The organism is Arthrobacter sp. NicSoilB8, from assembly GCF_019977355.1.
In the GTDB taxonomy this organism is placed as follows: domain Bacteria; phylum Actinomycetota; class Actinomycetes; order Actinomycetales; family Micrococcaceae; genus Arthrobacter.
This window is the reverse complement of record NZ_AP024655.1, coordinates 556,236-576,739: the sequence shown is the minus strand read 5'-3', so window position 1 is coordinate 576,739 and position 20,504 is coordinate 556,236. Positions and strand designations below refer to the sequence as shown.

The following is a 20,504-nucleotide window of genomic DNA, read 5'->3' as shown; positions in this document are numbered from 1 at the left end:
GTTATGCCGTCGCGCCGTTTGGTTGCCTGGCCCAGAACCCCGATGATCCAGTGAGGGTGCGCGAATGAGTTTGCCCACTACCGAAGTCCAGCCCGGATCGCAGACGCTGCCCGTCTCGGCCGCCGCCACCAAGCACCTTGTCGTGAAGAAGTTCGGCGGTTCCTCGGTGGCGGATGCGGAGGGCATTAAGCGCGTCGCCCGTCGGGTCGTGGATGCCCACAACGCCGGCGACGAGGTCGTCGTCGTGGTCTCCGCCATGGGCGACACCACTGATGAGCTCCTCGACCTCGCAAGCCAGGTGACCGATTCCGCCCCGGCCCGGGAAATGGACATGCTCCTCTCCGCCGGGGAGCGCATCTCCATGGCGCTGCTGGCCATGGCCATCAACAAGTTCGGCGCCTCGGCCCAGTCCTTCACCGGGTCCCAGGCTGGCATGATCACCGACGGCATCCACGGCAAGGCCCGGATCATCGACGTCGACCCCCACCGCATCCGCACCGCCCTGGACAAGGGTCATATCGCGATCGTGGCCGGGTTCCAGGGCATGAGCCGCACCACGAACGAGATCACGACTCTGGGCCGCGGCGGTTCGGACACGACGGCGGTGGCACTCGCCGCGGCGCTCGACGCCGATGTGTGCGAGATCTTCACCGACGTCGACGGCGTCTACACGGCCGACCCGCGCGTCGTGCCGTCGGCCAAGAAAATCGACCGCATTTCCAGCGAGGAAATGCTGGAGCTGGCCGCATCCGGCGCTAAGATTCTGCATCTGCGCTGCGTCGAATATGCCCGCCGCTTCGGTGTACCGCTGCACGTCCGTTCCTCATTCAGCCAGAACGAAGGCACCTGGGTCCTGCCAGGCGCCGACGACAAGATCACGACCCAAGAGGGAGTTGCCTTGGAGCAGCCAATCATCTCCGGTGTTGCACACGATCGTTCCGAAGCCAAGGTCACGGTTGTCGGTGTGCCGGACATCCCCGGCAAGGCTGCCGCGATCTTCCAGGTCATCGCGGACGCCCACTCGAACATCGACATGATCGTCCAGAACGTCTCCACCCACGGCACCGGCCGGACAGACATCTCGTTCACGCTCCCGATCGTCGAGGGCGCCGAGGCCCTGGCTGCCCTGCACGCTGCGCAGGACCGGATCGGCTTCGAGAGCATCGAATACAACGAGAAGATCGGCAAGCTCTCCCTGATCGGCGCCGGCATGCGCTCGCACCCGGGCGTATCCGCGCGCTTCTTCGCGGCCCTCTCCGAGGCCGGCATCAACATCAATATGATCTCCACCTCGGAGATCCGCATCTCGGTGGTCACCCACGCGGACCTGCTCGACGACGCCGTCCGGGCCATCCACAAGGCGTTTGACCTCGACAGCGAGGACGAGGCCACGGTCTACGGCGGCACCGGCCGCTAGGCGGCCCGCCGAAGCGAGGACACCCCGGCTGATGCCGGCATATAGATGAGGAAGGGAGCGGCAGGCGCCGCTCCCTTCCTCATTTCGTTCGTCGTCGGCCGGGTTCAGACCTCTTCTTTCCAGAGATCTGTTTTCCGGACAGCGTAGTGATGTCCATGCGAGTCCGTCTCGACCTCGAAGCTTGCCAGGTCGTCTTCCGAGGCGTGTTCGAAGTCGTCATGCCGGTGAACTACAGGCGCCGCGGTGTCGCCCCGGTTTGCGGGTCCGAACAGGAGCCTCAGCTTGTCGGTCTTGTCCATGAAAGCTTTGACTGCACGTGTCACTAGTCCCACCCCCTTTCCTCGTCACGGGTGGATCAGGATGCTGCACAGCGGTGTGTCAGTGCCCTCATTTTACGCCCGACGGCGGGAAATGGCCCGGGTGGGATTCGGGGAAGACGTGCCTACCGCAGGGACTTGTCCTCAGGGTTGCGGGGCACCACGTACGTGCTGCCGTCGGGCCGGTGAACGGTCTCCCACTGCTGGGTCTCGGCCTGGCGTACCTCCAACAGCCTCCGGTTCTGCTCGGTCATCTCATGGCCGATCGAGCTGCGGTTCGCTGGACCGAAGACGGCCCGGAGCTTCCCGGTTGCCCGCATGAACCTCTCGGCGGCGTTTTCCTTGGCCATGGCTATCCTTTCCTGGGAACAAGACAATGCCACCAGTGTACGCTAATCATTAGTGCACTAATCATTTGAAGGAGCCGGTGTGACCAAAGGAACCGCAGGAATCCGGGCAACGGACGACGCTCACGCAGCCCCGGACTCGGCCAGAACGTCCCCCAATCCGCAGGATTCCCGGGCCGCGCATGATGACCTCCTCCTGGAACAGCAGCTCTGCTTCGCCCTGACGGTGGCTTCCCGGAGCGTCGTGGGCGCCTACAAGCCGGTCCTGGACAGGCTCGGCCTGACCCACCCGCAGTACCTCGTCATGTTGTGCCTCTGGGAGGCCAGCCCCCGGTCTGTCCGGGACATCAGCGACGCCCTGGCCCAGGAGCCCGCCACCATCTCGCCGCTGCTGCGCCGCCTCGAAACGGCCGGGTTCATCACCCGCCAGCGGATGGAAGGCAACGAGCGCACCCTGGATGTCCGGCTGACGCCCCGCGGAGCAGCCCTTCGGGAGCAGGCCACCGCCGTCCCGGGCATCATGATGGCTCGGCTGGGCCTGACACGCGAACAGGTCAGCCAGCTGCACGCGTCCATGATGGACCTGATAGCGGCCACAAGGCCCGGGCCGGAAGAGGCGCCCCGGCGATAGACTGGGCAAAACAGAGGAGGACAGCTGATGCGCACGCAATCGGGCCGCCCGGCACTGGTTCTGACGGCCATCCTGATGGCCGTGGCCGGACTGGCCGCCTGCACGCCGAACGGCGGGCCCACGCCTTCTCCCTCCCCGAGCACGACGGCGGGCACCTCCTCCACGCCGTCGCAGACAGCCCCGTCCGGCTCCCCATCGCCGGACACCGAGACAACGTCCCCGGCCCCGTCACCGTCCGCGGTGCCGTTGCCGTCCGGCCCGGGGCAGGGCAACGCCGAGCTTGCCATCATGATCAAGCCGTCCGAGACCGCCACCGCGAGCAACTTCACGCTCGTCTGCCAGAACGGGATTCCCGCGGCCGAAAGCCAGCACCCCAGCGCCGCCGCAGCGTGCATCGCCATCAAAAACAACCCGTCCATCCTCAGCCCCGTTCCGGCCGGCAAGGACCGGGTCTGCACCCAGCAATACGGCGGTCCGCAGGTGGCGACCGTCACCGGCGTCGTGGACGGGCACCCGGTGCAGGCTACCTTCACCCTGAAGGACGGCTGTGAAATCGCCGCCTGGAACGCCGCCAAGGACGTCCTGGGCTCATCGGCCGGGGCGAGCTAAGCCCTTGCACCTCCAGCAGGAAGAATGGCTGCCGCGCCAGGCCGCCCACCAGCAACGCGTCCGCCGCTATGCGGACCCCTACCTCCAGCGGCGCTCCGCCGGCCGCAAGCACCCGGTCGAGGACTTCCTCTTCACCTACTACACCCAGAAACCCGGTCAGCTGCTGCGCTGGCACCCGGGCGCCGGCGTCGTGCTCTCCGGCCCCGAGGCAGCGGTGCGGACCGGCTGGAAGTATTACCGCACGGCCGACGACGGCGAACTCGCCGCCGCCGCTCTGCCGGCGGACGCGCCGGCCGTGACAGTCGACGTCGACGCCTTCCTCAGGGACCGCCGGGAGGCACTGCAGTTCGCCGGGATCATCCTCGCCGGGACCGCCGCGCGGCCGGCCCAGTTCGGCTGCTTCGGGCTGCACGAGTGGGCCATGGTCTACCGGCAGGACAAGTTCGACCTCCGGCACGAGTACCTGGAGTTGCGGCTGGGGTCGGGGCGCACCGACGAGGTGGTGGAGGAGAACCGGATCCGCTGCTCGCATTTCGATGCCTTCCGCTTTTACACGCCGGACGCTGTGCCGTTGAACAGCCTGGTCCCCAGCCGGGAGAACCAGCGGACCATGGAGCAGCCCGGCTGCCTGCACGCCAACATGGACCTCTACAAATGGGCCTACAAGCTCTCCCCGCTGCTGCCCGGTGAGCTCGTCATGGACTGCTTCGAGCTGTCATGGCGGATCCGTGCCATGGACATGCGGGCCTCCCCGTACGACCTCGCCGACTGGGGGTACCCGGCCATCCGGATCGAGACCCCGGAAGGCAAGTCCGAGTACGTTGACTATCAGCGGGCGTTCGCGGCCGAGTCGCAGCAGCTCCGGGCTCGGCTGCTGCAGGAGCTTACGCCGCTGCTCAACATCGCTGCCCAGGACCGCGGCCACGGCCGCTCCGCGACCGATGGCCGGCACACCGGGCCGGAAACCAGACAGCCGGGCACCAGACTGAAGGGACCGTCATGACAGACACCGCCAGCCCCGGAAACGCCCCGGACGCCCACAACGACGTCGATCTGACCATCCGCCTGACCGAAGCTCCCGGCGCCCCCGAATACACGTTCCGGCTGGAAGCCGGCGACGGCGCCCCCTCCGCCGCCTCGACGCTGCCCGATCCGGCCGCCGCCCTGGAGGCCGTCCGGCTCCACGGCGAGGCCGTCTTCTTCCCTAAGCCGGGCCCGCCGCGGCTGTGCACGCAGCAGTACGGCGGTCCGCAGACCGCCGTCGTGACCGGCTGGTACCTGGGCCGCGAAGTCAACAGCCGCTTCAGCCGGACCGACGGCTGCGAGATCGCCCGCTGGCGCGCCATGGCGCCGCTGCTCGGCGGCGTCGCGGGGGGCACCGGCGCCGTCTGAAGTTCCCGCCGAACGGCAACGGCACAGCGGTGCACGCCTCTGCCGCGATCCTGGTCCTGGTCCTGGTCCTGCGACTCTGACTGCGACTGCGACTTAAACGGCAACGGCCGGTGGTGTGAACCGCCGGCCGTTGCCGTATTTGGTGCCGGATTCCGCCTAAACGGCGTTACCTAGATGGCGTTGTTCGGAGCGTAGGACCTATCGCTGTTCTGGATCTTGCCCTTGTCCTCGTGACCGATGCCGCCGTCGGCGCTGTCGCCCGGACCATCGGCGGAGTTCTGGTCCGCCGAGGCCGGCGGGACCGCGACGGCCCCGGCCGGAGTCACCAGGACGCTGACGAACGTGGGATCGCTGGCACCGGCGAAGGTGACGCGGCCGATGTAGGAACCCGGCTGCAGCCCCGACCAGCCCAGCGTGACCTTGCCGGCCTTGCCGTTGGCGAGCCGAAGCGGGTTCGGGCTCAGCGAGGACTTGCCCACGACGTCCCCCAGCACGGCGGCGTCGACCGAGGCCTTGGTGGCCCTGTTGTTCGGGCTGGCGTACAGGTTTGCGTAAAGCGTGTACTCACCCGCGGTCGGGTTGGGGATGGACACTGATTCGCTTGCCGAGGACGTCGCGGCCGTCACGGGACCGTCGGGGGTCATGACGTAGAGGTCGAAGTCGGCGCCTGGATCCGAGGAAATGACCGAGAACTTGGCCAGCGGGGACCCGTCCTTGACCGTGACCGTCTTGACGACGTTCGAGGCGTCCGGAACGCCCGTGAACGGGCCCGGGACCAGCTCGGCGGCGGTGGAATCGGCTTTGGAGAGTCCGTCGAAGGTCATGTTGATCGGCGAGCTCGTGCCGGAGACCACGTTGATGTCGCCCGAACCGCTGCCGCCCTGGGACGTGAAGGCAACGTCCTGCGACGTCACCACCGACTGCGGGCGGACCGCAATCGGCGACGCCACGTTCTTGTTGGCGCCCTGCCACGTCAGCGAACCCGTGGCGAACTTGCCCAGGGGCGCGCCCTGGTTCTCAAACGAGACCCTGAATGTGCGCTTTTCTCCCGCGGCACTGAAGTTCAGAACGGCCGGGGTCACACTGACCTTGATGCCGGGAACATCGAACGCGGCCTTGTAGGTCCCCGGGGTCAATGCGGTCAGTGTGCGGGTGACCTCAATCCTCCCGGCCAGGTTGCCCAGGGCGAAGGACGGGAGGTTCATGTCGCGCGGCTTGGTGGTGCCGATCCCCGGGATCCCGAGCTTGATGCCGGTGCCCTGGATGAAGGCCAGGTAGTCATCCGTGGTGGCGTCGTACACGAGGCCCGGATCCAGCACACGGGCCGGGTCCACCTGGCCTGCACCGGTGGCAAAGACATCGGTGTTTTTCGACCCGTCGGCGTTCTTGACGTCGCTCGTGGTGGTCATCATCGCGGACTTGACCGTCGCCGGGGACCACGTGGGGTTCTTGGCCAGGATCAGTGCGCCGAAGCCGGCCACATGCGGAGACGCCATGGAGGTGCCGGAGAGGAACCCGAAGTTGTCGCCTCCGGTGCCGATCGGCGAAACGCCGGCCAGCACGGCCACACCCGGCGCCGCGACGTCGGGCTTCAGGAGGTCGGAACCGGCGGCCAGCAGCGGGCCTCGGGAGGAGAACCCTGCGATCTGGGGCTGCGCTTCGAGGGGCAGTCCGGTGGTGTCCTTGTTCACCAGGGAAACCGTGATGGCCGGGTTTGCCGTGACCTTGGCCTTGATGGCCGCGGTGGCGGGCGGGTTCACGTGGACTGTGGGGACCGAGTGCTTGTCCGTGTCCAGCGAGGAGTTGCTCAGGTTGACGAGGATCATGCCGACGCCGCCGCCGCGCTTGACCTCGGCGCTCTTCTCGACGCGGTCCACGACGCCGCGGTCGCAGACCACAACCTTGCCGGCGATCTTGGCAGGGTCCAGCGTGCCGTTGCCGCACAAGTTTGGGCTGGCGCTTCCGGCGGCTCCTGCGTTGGCTGCCAGCACCACGCCGGCGTTGGAGACCTGGCTGTTCATGATGCTGGCGCCGCGGTACTTGCTGCCGTCGGAGAACTCGGCCGTGCCCTGCAGTTCCTGCGAGAAGCTGCTGGCGGCGACCGTAGTCATCCAGGGTGCACCATGGTTGACGGTGCTGGCGGTCGGGCCGGAGTTGCCGGCGGACGCGGCGACGAAGATCCCGGCCGAGGCGGCGGACAGGAACGCCCAGGAGACCGGGTCCGTGGTGGTGTCCGTGGCGCCGGAGATGGAGTAGTTCAGGACGTCCACGCCGTCCTGAATGGCCTGGTTGATGGCGTCGATGGACGCCGACGAGTAGCAGCCGCCCGTGTTGGGGTCGGTGTCTTCCCAGCAGACCTTGTAGATGGACAGCTTCGCGGCCGGCGCGATGCCGCTGGTCGCACCGAAGCTCCGGCCGTCAACCATGGCTTCGACATTGCCATTTCCGGCAGCCGTGCTGGCGGTGTGGGTTCCGTGGCTGGCAGCGTCGACCGGGGACAGGCGTTCGCCGGGGGCCCAGTTCTCCGGCGGGACAGTGCCCGCGAAGGCATCGCCAAAGTAGCGCGCGCTCAGGACCTTGGAGTTGCAGGCAGTGCCGTCAAAGTCGGTGCCGGTCTGGCAATCGCCCTTGAAGAGCTCGCCGTCGGCCTTGAGCATTTCAATCTTGCCGTCCGCCGTGCGGAAGGGCACGCCGACGACGGGAGCCCCGGTGAGCGGCTTGACCTCCTGGCCGGCGAAGTAGGCGCTGGACGGGGTGTATCCGGTGTCGATGACACCGACCACGACGCCCTTCCCCGCCGCGTCCTGGCCGCCGAACTTGGTGTTCCAGGTGCCGGTGGGTCCGCTGAGCTTCAGGAAGTCGGTGCTGGAGTAGTCGGGTGCGTTCTCCGTGTCCGGCGCGACCATCAGGACCGAGGGGTCCTTCGCCAGCTTGAGGGCCTGGTCCGCCGTCAGCTTGGCGCTGAAGCCGTTGATTGCAGCCGTGAACTGGCGCTGGATCTGGACGCCCTGCTGGCCGGCCACCTGGGCCTGCTTCTGTTCCAGGTGCGCCCGGTACTGTTTGACTTCGGCCCTGGTCGCGTCCAGCTTCTTGCCGGATGCGGGCTTGGTGGCCGGCAGGCCGGCCGTTCCGCCGTCGTAGGTTGCTGACGGCTTTTCCGCCAGGACCACAATGTAGCGGCCGTCCTTGTAATTGTTCGGATCAACATTCTTCTGCGCGACGCCGGCTACGCCCGGGCCTTGCACCGGGGCCGCGTTGGCGGGTGCGATCGCGATGCTGGACAGAAGAACCGGCAAGCCCAGGGTCAGTGCCGCGGCCCTCCGGAGTCCCCCGCTTCGAAGGAAGCTCTTTCCTGGTGATGTCACGAGTGATGAACCTTTCGTAAAGGAACGGCCCGGCTTCAATACCGGGCCCAGCGGACTGGCAGGGCCGCACCGGGCGATCGCCCGGTGCGGCCCCGACGGATACCAGCCGATTCATACAGTACAGACTGAGAGCGAGATATGACATAGACCACAAGAAGCTATTCAAAAATTTGTCACGCAATACGACACGATGCGTCGACGAGGCTTCTGAGCTGCGTCGATAGACGTCGGTGGAGGAAAGTGCGTCGCTGGAAAGCCGGGCGGATCCTGCCGCGCGGCCGGATCCCTCACGCGCGGATCCCGTGCGGGCGGGCTGGAAAGCCGGGCGGGCTGGAAAGCCGGGCGGATCCCGCCGCGCGGCCGGGCCGGCCTACTGCCGCGGAGTCCGGACCACCTCGCTGATCCACGCGCGGGTCTTATCGTCCAGCGGTCCGGCCACATGGGTCCCCTTCGCCGCACGGTCGGCCTTGATCTTCTGCACGACCATCCGGCCCAGCCCGACGAACACAGCGACAGCGAGGACAGATAACAACACGGATTTCGGTTTCTCAGCCATGGGCACATCCTACTGATCCGCGGCGGCCGGGGGCCATAGTTCCAGGCCGCCCTCCCGGCGGCGTTTGTCCAGTTCAAGGGCGTGCCGGGGAGGCAGCGTTCACACTCCCGGCCCCGAATGCGGCCGGACGCACTGCGGCCGGTAGAATGGGCTTGCAAGCTCGCGGAGCGCCCTTTCACGCTGTATTCACCAAGTAGTCCTCAACACACAGCGGATCGGCGTGAGACGGCACTACTCCGCTGCGCCCTTACCCAATGCTCACGCACAGGAGTTGCCGGATGCCCCGGATCGTTGTCGACGTCATGCCCAAGCCCGAGATTCTGGACCCGCAGGGGAAGGCCATCGTCGGTGCGCTGCCCCGGCTGGGCTTCACCGCTTTCAGCTCTGTTCGCCAGGGCAAGCGTTTTGAACTCACGGTCGACGGCGAGGTGACCGAGGAGATCCTGGCCCAGGCCCGCGACGCCGCGGAGACCCTGCTGTCCAACCCGGTCATCGAAGACGTCGTCAACGTCGAGGTCGTTGAGGCCTGACATGACTGAACTCCCCCTGATCGGCGAGGCTGTTGCCGTCGCCGAGAACCCCAGGCTCGCCGGTGCCAGGATCGGCGTCGTCACGTTCCCCGGCACCCTGGATGACCGCGACGCCGCCCGTGCAGTCCGTCTTGCAGGCGCCACCCCGGTGGAACTCTGGCACGCCGACACCACTTTGGGTGACGTTGACGCCGTCGTGATTCCCGGCGGTTTCTCCTACGGCGACTACCTGCGCGCCGGCGCGATCGCCCGGTTCGCGCCGCTGATGGCCAGGATCATCGACGCCGCCAACTCGGAGGCGAAGCTGCCGGTCCTCGGCATCTGCAACGGCTTCCAGATCCTGACCGAGTCGCACCTGCTGCCCGGCTCGATGATCAAGAACGACCACCTGAAGTTCATGTGCCGTGACCAGGTCCTGCGCGTGGAGAACAACGCCACCGCCTGGACCGGGGACTACGCCGTCGGCCAGGAAATCACCGTGCCGCTGAAGAACCAGGACGGCCAGTACATCGCGGACGAGAAGACCCTGGATGCGCTCGAGGCCGAAGGCCGCGTGGTGTTCCGCTACGTCGGCTGGAACCCGAACGGCTCCCGCCGGGACATCGCCGGCATCTCCAACGCCGCGGGCAACGTGGTGGGGCTAATGCCGCACCCGGAACACGCCGTGGAGGCCGGCTTCGGCCCGGAGCTCGGCTCCGGCACCGAGGGCCTCGGTTTCTTCACCTCTGTCCTGAACAAAATCGTGGGAGACAACAAATGACGGAGACACCCGCAGTGGCGGCGCCCGCGGAGACCGCCCGGAAGTTCAACATCGACACCGTTGAGAACGCGGCCAAGACCCCGGACACCGAACTCCCCTGGGCCGAGCTGGGCCTGAAGCAGAACGAGTTCGACGAGGTCGTCAAGGTCCTGGGCCGCCGCCCCACCGGCGCCGAGCTCGCCATGTACTCCGTGATGTGGAGCGAGCACTGCTCCTACAAGTCCTCGAAGAACCACCTGCGCCAGTTCGGCGACAAGGTGACCGACGAGATGAAGAAGGACATGCTCGTGGGCATCGGCGAAAACGCCGGCGTCACCAACCTGGGCGACGGCTGGGCCGTGACGTTCAAGATCGAGTCCCACAACTCGCCGTCGTTCGTGGAGCCCTACCAGGGCGCGGCAACCGGCATCGGCGGGATCGTCCGCGACATCATCTCCATGGGCGCCCGCCCGGTGGCCGTGATGGACCCGCTGCGCTTCGGCGCCATCGACCACCCGGACACGGCCCGCGTCATGCACGGCGCCGTCGCCGGCATCGGCGGCTACGGCAACTCGCTGGGCCTGCCGAACATCGGCGGCGAGATGGTCTTCGACTCCGTCTACCAGGGCAACCCGCTGGTCAACGCCCTCGCCGTCGGCGTCATGCGGCACGAGGACATCCGCCTCGCCAACGCCTCCGGCAAGGGCAACAAGGTGGTGCTGTTCGGCGCGCGCACCGGCGGCGACGGGATCGGCGGCGCCTCGGTGCTTGCCTCGGAATCCTTCGATGACACCAAGCCCTCCAAGCGCCCCGCCGTCCAGGTGGGCGACCCGTTCGCCGAGAAGGTCCTGATCGAGTGCTGCCTGGAGCTGTTCAAGGGCTCACTCGTTGAGGGCATCCAGGACCTGGGCGCCGCAGGCATCTCCTGCGCCACGTCCGAGCTCGCCTCCAACGGCGACGGCGGCATGGAAGTCGAGCTGACCTCCGTCCTGCTCCGCGACCCCACCCTGACCCCGGGCGAAATCCTGATGTCCGAGTCGCAGGAACGCATGATGGCCGTGGTCACCCCCGAGAACATCGCCGCGTTCGAAGCGGTCATGGACAAGTGGGCCGTGGAGTACTCCTGGCTGGGCGAGGTGACCGACACCGGCCGCCTCATCATCACCTGGGAAGGCGAGGTCATTGTCGACGTCGACCCGCGCACCGTCGCCCACGACGGTCCGGTCTACGACCGCCCGTACGCCCGCCCCGAATGGCAGGACGCCGTCCAGGCAGACTCCTTCACCGGCTCCGTGCAGGACACCGGCCGGCCCTCCGCCCCGGCGGACCTGGCCGCCGCCATCACCGAGCTCGTTGCCTCGCCGAACATGTGCAGCAAGTCCTGGATCACCAACCAGTACGACCGCTACGTCGGCGGCAACACCGCCCTGGCGTTCCCGGACGACGCGGGCGTGGTCCGGGTGGACGAGGAAACCGGGCTGGGCGTGGCCCTGGCCACCGACGCCAACGGCCGCTACACCTACCTCGATCCTTACCACGGGGCGCAGCTGGCCCTGGCCGAGGCCTACCGCAACGTCGCCACCTCCGGCGCCGTGCCGATGGCGGTCAGCGACTGCCTGAACTTCGGCTCCCCCGAGGATCCCGACGTCATGTGGCAGCTGGCAGAGGCCATCCGCGGCCTGTCCGACGCCTGCATGGTCCTGGGCATCCCGGTCACCGGCGGCAACGTTTCGCTGTACAACCAGACCGGCACCACCCCCATCCACCCCTCCCCCGTGGTGGCTGTGCTCGGCAAGTTCGACGACGTCGCCCGCCGCACGCCGTCGGGCTGGAAGGAAGACGGCCAGGCCATCTACCTGCTGGGCACGACGGCGGCAGAGCTGGACGGCTCGGAATGGTCCAACCTGCGCGGACACCTCGGCGGCCTGCCGCCCAAGGTTGACCTCGCCGCCGAGCGCGCACTGGGCGAGATCCTGATCAACGCCTCCCGCGACGGCATGGTGGACTCCGCGCACGACCTCTCCGAAGGCGGCCTCGCCGCGGCCCTCGTGGAGTCCTCACTGCGCTACGGCGTGGGTGCCCGGATCGCGCTCCAGGACGTCCTGGACCGCGACGGCGTGGACCTGTTCACGGCGCTGTTCTCCGAAACCCAGGGCCGCGCCGTCGTTTCGGTGCCCCGCTCGGAGGAAATCCGCTTCACGGACATGTGCACCGCCCGCGGCTTCGCGCACATCCGGATCGGCGTCGTGGACGCCGAGGGCGGCACGCTGGAGATCAACGGCGTCGAGACCATGAACCTCGACGCCCTCCGCGAAGCCCACGAGGCCACCCTGCCGAAGTACTTCGGCTAGCCTCCCCTCCTCAAACCAACGCGGGGTCACTTACCGCCCATAAATCCCCTCGGGATGGGCGCTAGGTGACCCCGCGTTGGTTTTCAGTCGTCGCTGCGGAGCTCCCGCTGCCGGGCGCTGAGCAGCTCCATTTCCGGCCGGGCCGCGACAAACCGTTCGACGGCGGCCAGCACCTCCACGAGGTGGGCCCGGTCCGCGGCGACCAGTCCGACGCCGATCACCGTGCGCCGGTACTGGTCATGGAGGTCCGTCTCGGCGACGGAGACGTCGAAGCGCCGTTTCAGCTCGGCCAGCACGGGCCGAACCACGGAGCGTTTCTCCTTCAGGCTGTGGACATCGCCGAGGAGGAGGTCGAATTCAATCCAGCCGATCCACATGGCACGGTCCTTCCGGGGGAACCCTAGGCGACGGTGAGCTCGCCCATCCGGTCCCAGCCCTCGCCGTCGATCTGCCGGCTGATGATGCGGGGCGTCTCCGCCAGGGCCTGCGGCATGTCGGCCATGGCCTTCTTGAAATGCTCGCTGTTGACGTGGTCACCCGCAGCGTCGTCTTTGAAGGCCTCGACCAGGACGAATTCGTTGGCGTCCTCCACACTGCGGGACCAGTCGAACCAGAGGTTGCCCGGTTCCTGCCGGGTGGCCAGGGTGAAATCGTCCACGAGGCCGAGCCAGCGCTCGGACCACTCGGGCTTGACCTTGAATTTGACGACGATGAAGATCACGGGACTGTGCCTTTCGGTGCGGCGGACGGTGTTCCATTCTTGCAATAGGACAACGCGGGGTCACATCCGGCCCATTCCGGCGGCATTTACGGGCCGTAAGTGACCCCGCGTTGCAGTAAGAAAGCGGGGCTCAGCAGGCTTCGATGGCCTCGCGGGCCAGTTGCTGCTGCCGCGGGGTCCCGATCCGGCCGGCCCACTGTTCGGCGAGCTGGAACTCCACCATGGCCTCGGTGCAGCGGCCGGCCTCATGCAGGGTCCAGCCGAGGTTGCTGTGCAGCGCCACGATCCACCGCTTGGTCCGCTCGTCGTGGACCGTGGACGCGTATTCCAGGGCGCTCCGGGTCCAGGTCTCAGCGTGGGCCGAGTCGGCAATGGCGAGCATGTGCAGCGCGTCCACCGCCAGGAATTCCTCGCCCAGATGGTCCGCGAGTTCGGCGGCCTGTTCAAAGAGCGGCACGGCCATCTCGGGGTGGCCGCTGGAATTGAGCACCCGGCCGCGCTCCAGGAGCACCCGCACCGCCACCGTGGGCTCATCGCCGTCCACGGCGTCCAGGAGGGCGTCGGCTTCCTCGTAGCGGCCCTGCAGCCCGATGGCCCGGCCCAGCTGCGTGGTGAGTTCGGCCCGTTCGTCGGTGTCGTAGCGGGATTCGGCGAGGGCCTCGCGGAACCGGGATTCCGAGAGCGCCGGGTCATCGAAGTTCCACAATCGGTCAAGGGTCTGTTGATCAAGCATCCAAAGGCTCCTGCTCAGCTCACACCTGCGGCCAGTTCCTGCGCACTCCTAATGTATCGGGAAGTGACGTGGCTGCGGGCCCGCCGGGTCACGGCGCCGCCCACGGCGTAGAACCAGTTGGACGGGCCGCCGAAGGCGGTGATGGAGATCGTCACCGTTCCGCGCGCGTCGATGGAGATCTCGAACGCCTCTTCGCCGCGGACCGGATGTCCCGGCAGGGTGCCGTACCCGAATCCGGCGGACTGCGGGCCGTCACCCGGCACCGGCCGCCGGACCCAGACCACTTCGCAGGGGGCGTTGAGGCGGAACGGTCCGACGCCGAAGCCGCTCACCACCCGGGTCCCCGGCACCACGACGCCGGACTCGGCCCGGACCCGCAGCCCCGACCGTTTCTGGAGCTGCCACGTCAGCATCCCCTGGACCGCCCGGCGGTAGGCCGCCGGCCCTTCCCCGATGTAGGCCTGTGTGACCAGGCATTCGGTGCCCTCCGGCGGCGGGCCGTGTTCCGTGGCGCCGATGCCGGGATAGTTGAGTTCACCCCGGGCGATCCGCGCGTTCACTCCCGGCCTCCGCCGGCCAGCCGGGCCCAGCCGAGTTGCTCTTGCTGGCGACGGCTCAACGATGCCACGACGAGGTCGTAGGAATCCTCCACCATGTCGCGGATCATCGAATCGGGCAGGGACCCGTCCAGCCGCACGCCGTTCCAGTGCATCTTGTTCAGGTGCCACGCTCCGGTGATCTCCGGATGGGCGGCCCGCAGCTGCTGGGCCAGGGCCGGCTCGCATTTGAGGCTGACGGAGAAGTCCGCCTCGTCCATCGCCGAGAGGGCGAACATCTTGGCCTCATGCCGGGCCCCGCCGGAAACGGCGGACCGGACCTTGAAGACCGAGGTCTCGGGTCCGAAGGGGAAGTCCTCGAAGGCCCCGGGAAACCCGAGGCAAAGCGCGCGGAGTGCAGCTGCGTCCATGCTTCGAGCCTACTGCCCAGGTTCCGTCCCGGAAGCTACAAACCCAAGCGCACGGCATCCTGCGCCGGGCACGCGTTCATGATCACATCGAGGCCGGCCGCCTTGGCCCGCTCGGCGGCCGCTTCATCGATGACGCCCAGCTGCAGCCAGACGGCTTTGGCGCCGACGGCGATCGCCTGGTCCACGACGTCTCCCACCTTCTGCGAATTCACGAAGCAGTCCACGACGTCGATGGGCCGCTTGCTCTCCGGGATGTCGCCGAGCCTGGCGTAGCCCGTCTCGCCGTGCACGGGATCCCCCGGCAGGTTCACCGGAATGATCTCCATGCCCAGGCGGTCCCGGATGAAGAGGGAGGTGTCGTAGGCTGCACGCCATTCGTTGGTGGAGAGGCCGACGATGGCCCACCGGCCCTTGGTGCGCATCAGACGTTCGAGGACTGCAGGATCGTTGACATGGGGCATGAGCACAGCCTACGCGCCATACCCGCGGGCGCGCCGGATGGCCGGCAGCCGCGGCGCCGGCGTCGAAGAAATGACCGCCAAAAGGGTACAACATTCTGCAGAGCCGAATATTACGCGGCGCAAGACGGCAATTTCACGATCGGGACGCGCCTCCGTTTAGTGTGAAGTACAACCATCCCGAGCGGCCAAGAGACCTGGATCGATGCAGCCGCAGCAACCCTGGCCATCAGCTGGGTGCTACCGCCAGGACCGATGGAGCATCCATATGACTGTCTTTTCCCTTCCCGCGCCCGAGACCACGACACCCGAGACCACGCCGACCGCGCTCACGTCCGAGGCGGAGCGGACCGCCTTCTGGGAAGACGCCGCCCTCAGGCTCGACTGGGCGGACGTTCCCGGCGGCGCTGCCACCGGCAAGCCGTGGCACACGGCCCACCGGCTGGTTCCGGCCGACGTCGAGGCCGGCACCGGACCGCAGATCAGCTGGTTCGACGGCGGCAAGCTCAACGTTGCGTACAACTGCGTCGACCGCCATGTGGCGGCGGGCCGCGGGGACAAGGTGGCCCTGCACTTCGAGGGCGAACCGGGCGACCGCCGCACCGTCACTTACGCGGAGCTGCAGCGCGAGGTCTCCAAGGCCGCCAACGCCCTGCTGGGGCTCGGCATCACCAAGGGCGACCGGGTGGTGATCTATCTTCCGGTCATCCCGGAAACCGTGATCATCACCCTGGCCGTGGCCCGGATCGGCGCCATCCACTCCCTGGTGTTCGGCGGGTTCTCCGCCGAGGCGCTGCGCTTCCGGGTGGAGGACACCGGCGCCAAGCTCCTGGTCACCACCGACGGCCAGTACCGCCGCGGCGTTGCGGTACCGGTCAAAGACAACGCGGATGCCGCAGTCTCCGGAGACAATGCCATCGAGCACGTCCTGGTGGTCAACCGCACCACGGCACCGGAACTGCTGGACACCGTCCCGATGACCGCGGGCCGCGATGTGTGGTGGCACGACGCCGTCGGGACCTCCTCCGACGTCCACGCCCCGGAAGCGTTCGACGCCGAGACGCCCCTGTTCATCATGTACACCTCCGGCACCACCGGGAAACCCAAAGGCCTGGTGCACACCTCCGGCGGCTACCTCACGCAGGCATCGTGGAGTTTCGAACACCTGTTCAGCAACCCGGACCCCGCGCTCCGGGACCAGGACGTCCACTGGTGCACGGCCGACCTCGCCTGGGTCACCGCGCACACTTACGAGCTCTATGGTCCGCTCTCCAACGGCGCCACGCAGGTCATCTTCGAGGGCACCCCCAACACCCCGCACCCGGGCCGGCACTTCGAAATCATCGAGCGCTACCGGGTCACGCAGTACTACACCGCGCCCACCCTGGTCCGCTCCCTGATGGGCTGGTTCCCGGACGGCGTCCCGGACGCGTACGACCTCTCCTCGATCAGGCTCCTCGGCACGGTCGGCGAGGCCGTCAATCCGGAGGCGTGGCGCTGGTTCCGGGCCAACGTCGGCGCCGGCACCGCCCCCGTGGTGGACACCTGGTGGCAGTCCGAAACCGGCGCGACCATCCTCTCCCCCGCCCCGACCGACACGGAGTTCAAGCCCGGCTGCGCCGCCCGGCCGCTGCCCGGCGTCAGCACCCGGATCGTGGACGAGGCCGGCAACACCGTGCCGCCGGGCATCCAGGGGTTCATCGTGGTGGACGCTCCCGGGCCCGCGATCGCGCGGACGGTGTGGGGTAACCCGCGCCGCTACTTCGATTCGTACTGGCGCCAGTTCGCGGCGCAGGGCTGGTTCCTCGCCGGTGACGGCGCCAAGTATGACGACGACGGCGACATCTGGATCCTCGGGCGGGTGGACGACACGCTCAACGTCTCCGGACACCTGCTCTCCACGATCGAGATCGAGTCGGCGCTCGTCGCCCATCCGGACGTGGTGGAGGCCGGGGTGTGCCCCGTCGCGGACCCGAAGACCGGCCACGCGATCGTCGCGTTCGTGGTTCTCAAGGATTCGGCGGTCACCGCCGACATCCACGGCGTCCTGAAGGCGCACGTCGCGAAGGCGATCGGCCCGATCGCGAAACCGCGCGACGTCGTCGTCGTCCCCGATGTGCCCAAGACCCGCAGCGGCAAGATCATGCGCCGGCTGCTGACCCAGCTCTTCGAGGGAACGACGCTGGGCGACACCACCTCCCTCCAGAACGAACCGGCAATCGCCGGCATCCAGGAAGTGCTGCGCGACCGCGCCACAGCAGCCATCCCCGCCCAGAAGTAAAGGAACCCCATGACTGACATCAGCAGCGTTGCACGTCTCTCCGAACCCCTGAAATTCGCCTACTGGGTCCCGAACGTCTCGGGCGGCCTGGTGGTCTCCACGATCGAACAGCGCACCGGCTGGGACTTTGAATACAACAAGAAGCTCGCCCGGATCGCCGAGAACTCCGGCTTCGAATACGCCCTGACCCAGACCCGCTACGCCGCCTCGTACGGCGCCGACAAGCAGCACGAGGCGACCTCTTTCAGCCTGGCGCTCCTGGCCGCGACGGAGCGGCTCAAGGTGATCGCCGCCGTCCACCCCGGCATGTGGCACCCCGGCGTCCTGGCCAAGTACCTCATCACGGCGGACCACATCTCCAACGGCCGCGCCGCCGTGAACATCGTCTCCGGCTGGCTCAAGACGGAGTTTGAGAACTTCGGCCTCGAATGGCTCGAGCACGACGAACGCTACGTCCGCACCGAGGAATTCATCCGGGTGCTCCGCGGCCTGCTGACCGAAAAGAACTTCAGCCAGTCCGGCAAGTACTACAACATCACCGACTTCACCCTGCAGCCGGCCCCCGTGGACGTGCCGGGCCGGGCACACCCGGAGATCTTCTTCGGCGGCAACTCCACCGCCGCGCAGGCCACCGCCGGCCGCGTGGCGGACTGGTACTTCTCCAACGGCAAGGACCTGGAAGGCTTCAAGGAGAACATCGCCGGTGTGGTCGCGGCGGCTGGTGAAACCCGGCGCGGAACCGACGGCGCTCTGGCCGCCCTTCCCGCTCTGAGTTCCCCGAAGTTCGGCCTCAACGGCTTCGTCATCGCCCGCGACTCCGAAAAGGAAGCCCGGGACACCCTCCGCGAAATCGTCGAGAAGGCACACAAGCCTGCCGTCCAGGGCTTCCGCGACGCGGTCCAGGAAGCCGGGGCGTCCACCAAGGACGGCAAGGGCATGTGGGCCGACTCAAGCTTCGAGGACCTGGTCCAGTACAACGACGGCTTCAAGACCCAGCTGATCGGCACCCCGGAGCAGATTGCGGAGCGGATCGTGGCGTACAAGAAGATCGGCGTGAACCTGTTCCTCACCGGCTACCTGCACTTCCAGGAGGAGGTCGCCGCGTTCGGCCGGGATGTCCTGCCGATCGTCCGCGACCTCGAGGCGGACCTGGCCCGCAAGAACGGCGTCGACCTGGACCTGTCCGGGACGCCCGTGGCCCAGGTTGAGGTGGCCGCATAATGGCGGAGCGCAGCTTCGGCTTCCGCACCCGCGCCCTGCACGCCGGCGGCACCCCCGACGCCGAGCACGGCGCCCGCGCGGTGCCGATCTACCAGACCACGTCCTTCGTGTTCAAAGACACCCAGGACGCCGCGAACCTCTTCGCCCTGCAGAAGTACGGCAACATCTACTCCCGCATCGGCAACCCCACCGTGGCCGCGTTCGAGGAGCGCATCGCGTCCCTGGACGGCGGCATCGGTGCGGTGGCAACGTCCTCCGGCATGGCGGCCGAGTTCATCACGTTCGCCGCGCTGACCCAGGCCGGCGACCACATCGTCGCCGCCTCCCAGCTCTACGGCGGCACGGTGACCCAGCTGGACGTCACGCTGCGCCGCTTCGGCGTGGACACCACGTTCGTCCCCGGCACGGAACCGGCGGACTACGCCGCCGCGGTGCGCGAGAACACCAAGGCAATCTTCGTCGAGGTGGTGGCCAACCCGTCCTCGGAAGTCCAGGACCTTGAGGGGCTGGCCAAGGTGGCGCACGACGCCGGCATCCCGCTCGTCGTCGACGCCACCTTGAGCACTCCGTACCTCGTGCGGCCAATCGAGCACGGGGCGGACATTGTGATCCACTCCGCCACGAAGTTCCTCGGCGGCCACGGCACCACCCTTGGCGGCGTCATTGTCGAGAGCGGCCGCTTCAACTGGGGCAACGGCAAGTTCCCCACCATGACCGAACCCGTGGCCTCCTACGGCAACGTCTCCTGGTGGGGCAACTTCGGCGAGTACGGGTTCCTCACCAAGCTGCGCTGCGAGCAGCTGCGCGACATCGGCCCGGCCCTGTCCCCGCAGTCGGCGTTCCAGCTCCTGCAGGGCGTGGAAACGCTGCCCCAGCGCCTCGACGAGCACCTCCGCAACGCCCAGGCCGTGGCCGAGTGGCTGGAGGCGGACGAGCGCGTGGCCTACGTGAACTTCTCCGGCCTGCCCTCGCACCCGCACTTCGAACGGGCCAGAAAGTACCTGCCGCTGGGTCCGGGCTCAGTGTTCTCCTTCGGAGTGAAGGGCGGCCGTGCCGCGGGGCAGAAATTCATCGAAGCCCTGCAGCTGGCCTCACACCTGGCCAACGTGGGCGATTCCCGGACCCTGGTGATCCACCCGGGCTCCACCACGCACCAGCAGCTCAGCCCGGAACAGCTGGAATCCGCGGGCGTGCCCGAGGACCTGGTCCGCATCTCCGTCGGCCTGGAGGACCTGGATGACATCCTGTGGGACCTCGACCAGGCCCTGGACGCCGCCTCGGAGGAGGCCGGAGCGTCGGATGAGGCCGCCCCGGACGAAGCCGCTTCCTGCCCGATCGGAGCAACCGCATGAGCACTGAAGAGACCAGGACCTGGACCGGACCGACTGCACCGGAACGGCTGAACCTGCTGCGCCAGGCCAAGTCGATCGCGATTGTGGGTGCCTCGGACAAGCCATCCCGCGCCAGCTACTTCGTGGCCACCTACCTGCAGTCCTCCACCCGCTACAAGGTGTATTTCGTGAACCCCGTGGTGAAGGAGATCCTGGGCGAACGGACCTACGCCTCGCTCGCGGACCTCCCGGAGAGCCCGGACATTGTGGACGTGTTCCGCAAGCATGAGGACCTGCCGGGAGTTCTGGACGAAGCCGTCGCCGCGGGCGCCAAGACGCTGTGGCTGCAGCTGGGTTCGTGGCACGAGGACGTGGCGAAGGAAGCCGAAGCCGCCGGGCTCGACGTCGTGATGGACCGCTGCGTGAAGATTGAGCATGCCCGTTTCCACGGCGGCCTGCACCTGGCCGGCTTCGACACCGGCGTCATTTCCTCCAAGCGGCAGGTCCTGGCCTAGCCTCAGGCTCTGGACTGGCGGGT

At 67.7% G+C, this 20,504-nt stretch carries 22 protein-coding genes; 12 read left to right on the top strand and 10 right to left on the bottom strand.

What is annotated here, in order from left to right; translation table 11 throughout:
• Positions 1–64: 64 nt before the first annotated feature.
• On the top strand, positions 65–1,417 hold the full coding sequence (locus LDO15_RS02680) for an aspartate kinase (RefSeq protein ID WP_223983749.1): 1,353 nt from the start codon (positions 65–67) through the stop codon (positions 1,415–1,417).
• A gap of 104 nt (positions 1,418–1,521) precedes the next feature.
• Here LDO15_RS02680 and LDO15_RS02675 read toward each other — a convergent pair whose 3' ends face one another.
• Positions 1,522–1,749: a hypothetical protein gene (locus LDO15_RS02675; protein ID WP_223983748.1), complete on the bottom strand. Its 228-nt coding sequence runs from the start codon at positions 1,747–1,749 to the stop codon at positions 1,522–1,524.
• A 110-nt stretch (positions 1,750–1,859) separates the two neighbouring features.
• Complete coding sequence (locus tag LDO15_RS02670) at positions 1,860–2,084, bottom strand: hypothetical protein (RefSeq protein ID WP_223983747.1); 225 nt, start codon at positions 2,082–2,084, stop codon at positions 1,860–1,862.
• Between the two features lie 193 nt (positions 2,085–2,277).
• On the opposite strand from LDO15_RS02670, the gene LDO15_RS02665 reads away from it, so the two are divergent.
• The 4 genes from LDO15_RS02665 to LDO15_RS02650 are packed head-to-tail and all read left to right on the top strand — an operon-like array spanning position 2,278 to position 4,713.
• A complete protein-coding gene (locus tag LDO15_RS02665) occupies positions 2,278–2,712 on the top strand; it encodes a MarR family transcriptional regulator (RefSeq protein ID WP_223987016.1) in 435 nt (144 codons plus the stop codon).
• Positions 2,713–2,739: 27 nt separating this feature from the next.
• On the top strand, positions 2,740–3,321 hold the full coding sequence (locus LDO15_RS02660; RefSeq protein WP_223983746.1) for an SSI family serine proteinase inhibitor: 582 nt from the start codon (positions 2,740–2,742) through the stop codon (positions 3,319–3,321).
• A gap of 4 nt (positions 3,322–3,325) precedes the next feature.
• On the top strand, positions 3,326–4,324 hold the full coding sequence (locus tag LDO15_RS02655; RefSeq protein WP_223983745.1) for a 3-methyladenine DNA glycosylase: 999 nt from the start codon (positions 3,326–3,328) through the stop codon (positions 4,322–4,324).
• Positions 4,321–4,713, top strand: a complete 393-nt coding sequence (locus LDO15_RS02650; RefSeq protein ID WP_223983744.1) for a serine protease inhibitor — start codon at positions 4,321–4,323, stop codon at positions 4,711–4,713. Before LDO15_RS02655 ends, LDO15_RS02650 begins: the two co-directional genes overlap by 4 nt.
• Positions 4,714–4,883: 170 nt before the next feature.
• On the opposite strand, the gene LDO15_RS02645 is transcribed toward LDO15_RS02650, so the two are convergent.
• Positions 4,884–8,021, bottom strand: coding sequence for a S8 family peptidase (locus tag LDO15_RS02645; RefSeq protein ID WP_223987014.1), 3,138 nt, complete (start codon positions 8,019–8,021; stop codon positions 4,884–4,886).
• 427 nt (positions 8,022–8,448) lie between these two features.
• Entirely contained in the window at positions 8,449–8,634 is a 186-nt protein-coding gene (locus tag LDO15_RS02640) for a hypothetical protein (protein ID WP_223983742.1), read from the bottom strand.
• A gap of 278 nt (positions 8,635–8,912) precedes the next feature.
• On the opposite strand from LDO15_RS02640, the gene purS reads away from it, so the two are divergent.
• The 3 genes from purS to purL are packed head-to-tail and all read left to right on the top strand — an operon-like array spanning position 8,913 to position 12,254.
• On the top strand, positions 8,913–9,164 hold the full coding sequence (gene purS / locus LDO15_RS02635) for a phosphoribosylformylglycinamidine synthase subunit PurS (protein WP_018776110.1): 252 nt from the start codon (positions 8,913–8,915) through the stop codon (positions 9,162–9,164).
• 1 nt (position 9,165) lies between these two features.
• The gene (purQ, locus tag LDO15_RS02630) at positions 9,166–9,924 is read left to right on the top strand and encodes a phosphoribosylformylglycinamidine synthase subunit PurQ (protein WP_223983740.1); all 759 of its coding nucleotides are present in this window, start codon (positions 9,166–9,168) and stop codon (positions 9,922–9,924) included.
• The gene (gene purL / locus LDO15_RS02625) at positions 9,921–12,254 is read left to right on the top strand and encodes a phosphoribosylformylglycinamidine synthase subunit PurL (protein ID WP_223983739.1); all 2,334 of its coding nucleotides are present in this window, start codon (positions 9,921–9,923) and stop codon (positions 12,252–12,254) included. Before purQ ends, purL begins: the two co-directional genes overlap by 4 nt.
• An 83-nt stretch (positions 12,255–12,337) precedes the next feature.
• Here purL and LDO15_RS02620 read toward each other — a convergent pair whose 3' ends face one another.
• The 6 genes from LDO15_RS02620 to LDO15_RS02595 form a co-directional block, all read right to left on the bottom strand.
• On the bottom strand, positions 12,338–12,631 hold the full coding sequence (locus tag LDO15_RS02620; protein ID WP_223983738.1) for a DUF503 domain-containing protein: 294 nt from the start codon (positions 12,629–12,631) through the stop codon (positions 12,338–12,340).
• 23 nt (positions 12,632–12,654) lie between these two features.
• On the bottom strand, positions 12,655–12,975 hold the full coding sequence (locus tag LDO15_RS02615) for a putative quinol monooxygenase (protein ID WP_223983737.1): 321 nt from the start codon (positions 12,973–12,975) through the stop codon (positions 12,655–12,657).
• Positions 12,976–13,105: 130 nt separating this feature from the next.
• Positions 13,106–13,708: a tetratricopeptide repeat protein gene (locus LDO15_RS02610; protein ID WP_223983736.1), complete on the bottom strand. Its 603-nt coding sequence runs from the start codon at positions 13,706–13,708 to the stop codon at positions 13,106–13,108.
• Between the two features lie 14 nt (positions 13,709–13,722).
• Positions 13,723–14,268: a DUF1990 domain-containing protein gene (locus LDO15_RS02605; RefSeq protein ID WP_223983735.1), complete on the bottom strand. Its 546-nt coding sequence runs from the start codon at positions 14,266–14,268 to the stop codon at positions 13,723–13,725.
• Positions 14,265–14,675: an MmcQ/YjbR family DNA-binding protein gene (locus tag LDO15_RS02600; protein WP_223983734.1), complete on the bottom strand. Its 411-nt coding sequence runs from the start codon at positions 14,673–14,675 to the stop codon at positions 14,265–14,267. Before LDO15_RS02600 ends, LDO15_RS02605 begins: the two co-directional genes overlap by 4 nt.
• Before the next feature lie 35 nt (positions 14,676–14,710).
• Entirely contained in the window at positions 14,711–15,136 is a 426-nt protein-coding gene (locus tag LDO15_RS02595; protein WP_223983733.1) for a CoA-binding protein, read from the bottom strand.
• A 265-nt stretch (positions 15,137–15,401) separates the two neighbouring features.
• Here LDO15_RS02595 and acs point away from each other — a divergent pair, with 265 nt between their 5' ends.
• Genes acs through LDO15_RS02575 form a run of 4 tightly spaced genes read left to right on the top strand, consistent with a single transcriptional unit; the run spans position 15,402 to position 20,481 of the window.
• Positions 15,402–17,414 carry an acetate--CoA ligase gene (gene acs / locus LDO15_RS02590; protein ID WP_223983731.1) on the top strand — a complete coding sequence of 671 codons (2,013 nt, stop codon included), beginning with the start codon at positions 15,402–15,404 and terminating at the stop codon, positions 17,412–17,414.
• 9 nt (positions 17,415–17,423) lie between these two features.
• On the top strand, positions 17,424–18,635 hold the full coding sequence (sfnG, locus tag LDO15_RS02585; protein ID WP_223983729.1) for a dimethylsulfone monooxygenase SfnG: 1,212 nt from the start codon (positions 17,424–17,426) through the stop codon (positions 18,633–18,635).
• Positions 18,635–19,987: an O-acetylhomoserine aminocarboxypropyltransferase/cysteine synthase family protein gene (locus LDO15_RS02580; protein ID WP_223983727.1), complete on the top strand. Its 1,353-nt coding sequence runs from the start codon at positions 18,635–18,637 to the stop codon at positions 19,985–19,987. The genes sfnG and LDO15_RS02580 overlap by 1 nt, the downstream gene beginning before the upstream one ends.
• Positions 19,984–20,481, top strand: a complete 498-nt coding sequence (locus LDO15_RS02575) for a CoA-binding protein (protein WP_223983723.1) — start codon at positions 19,984–19,986, stop codon at positions 20,479–20,481. Before LDO15_RS02580 ends, LDO15_RS02575 begins: the two co-directional genes overlap by 4 nt.
• Positions 20,482–20,504 lie beyond the last annotated feature (23 nt).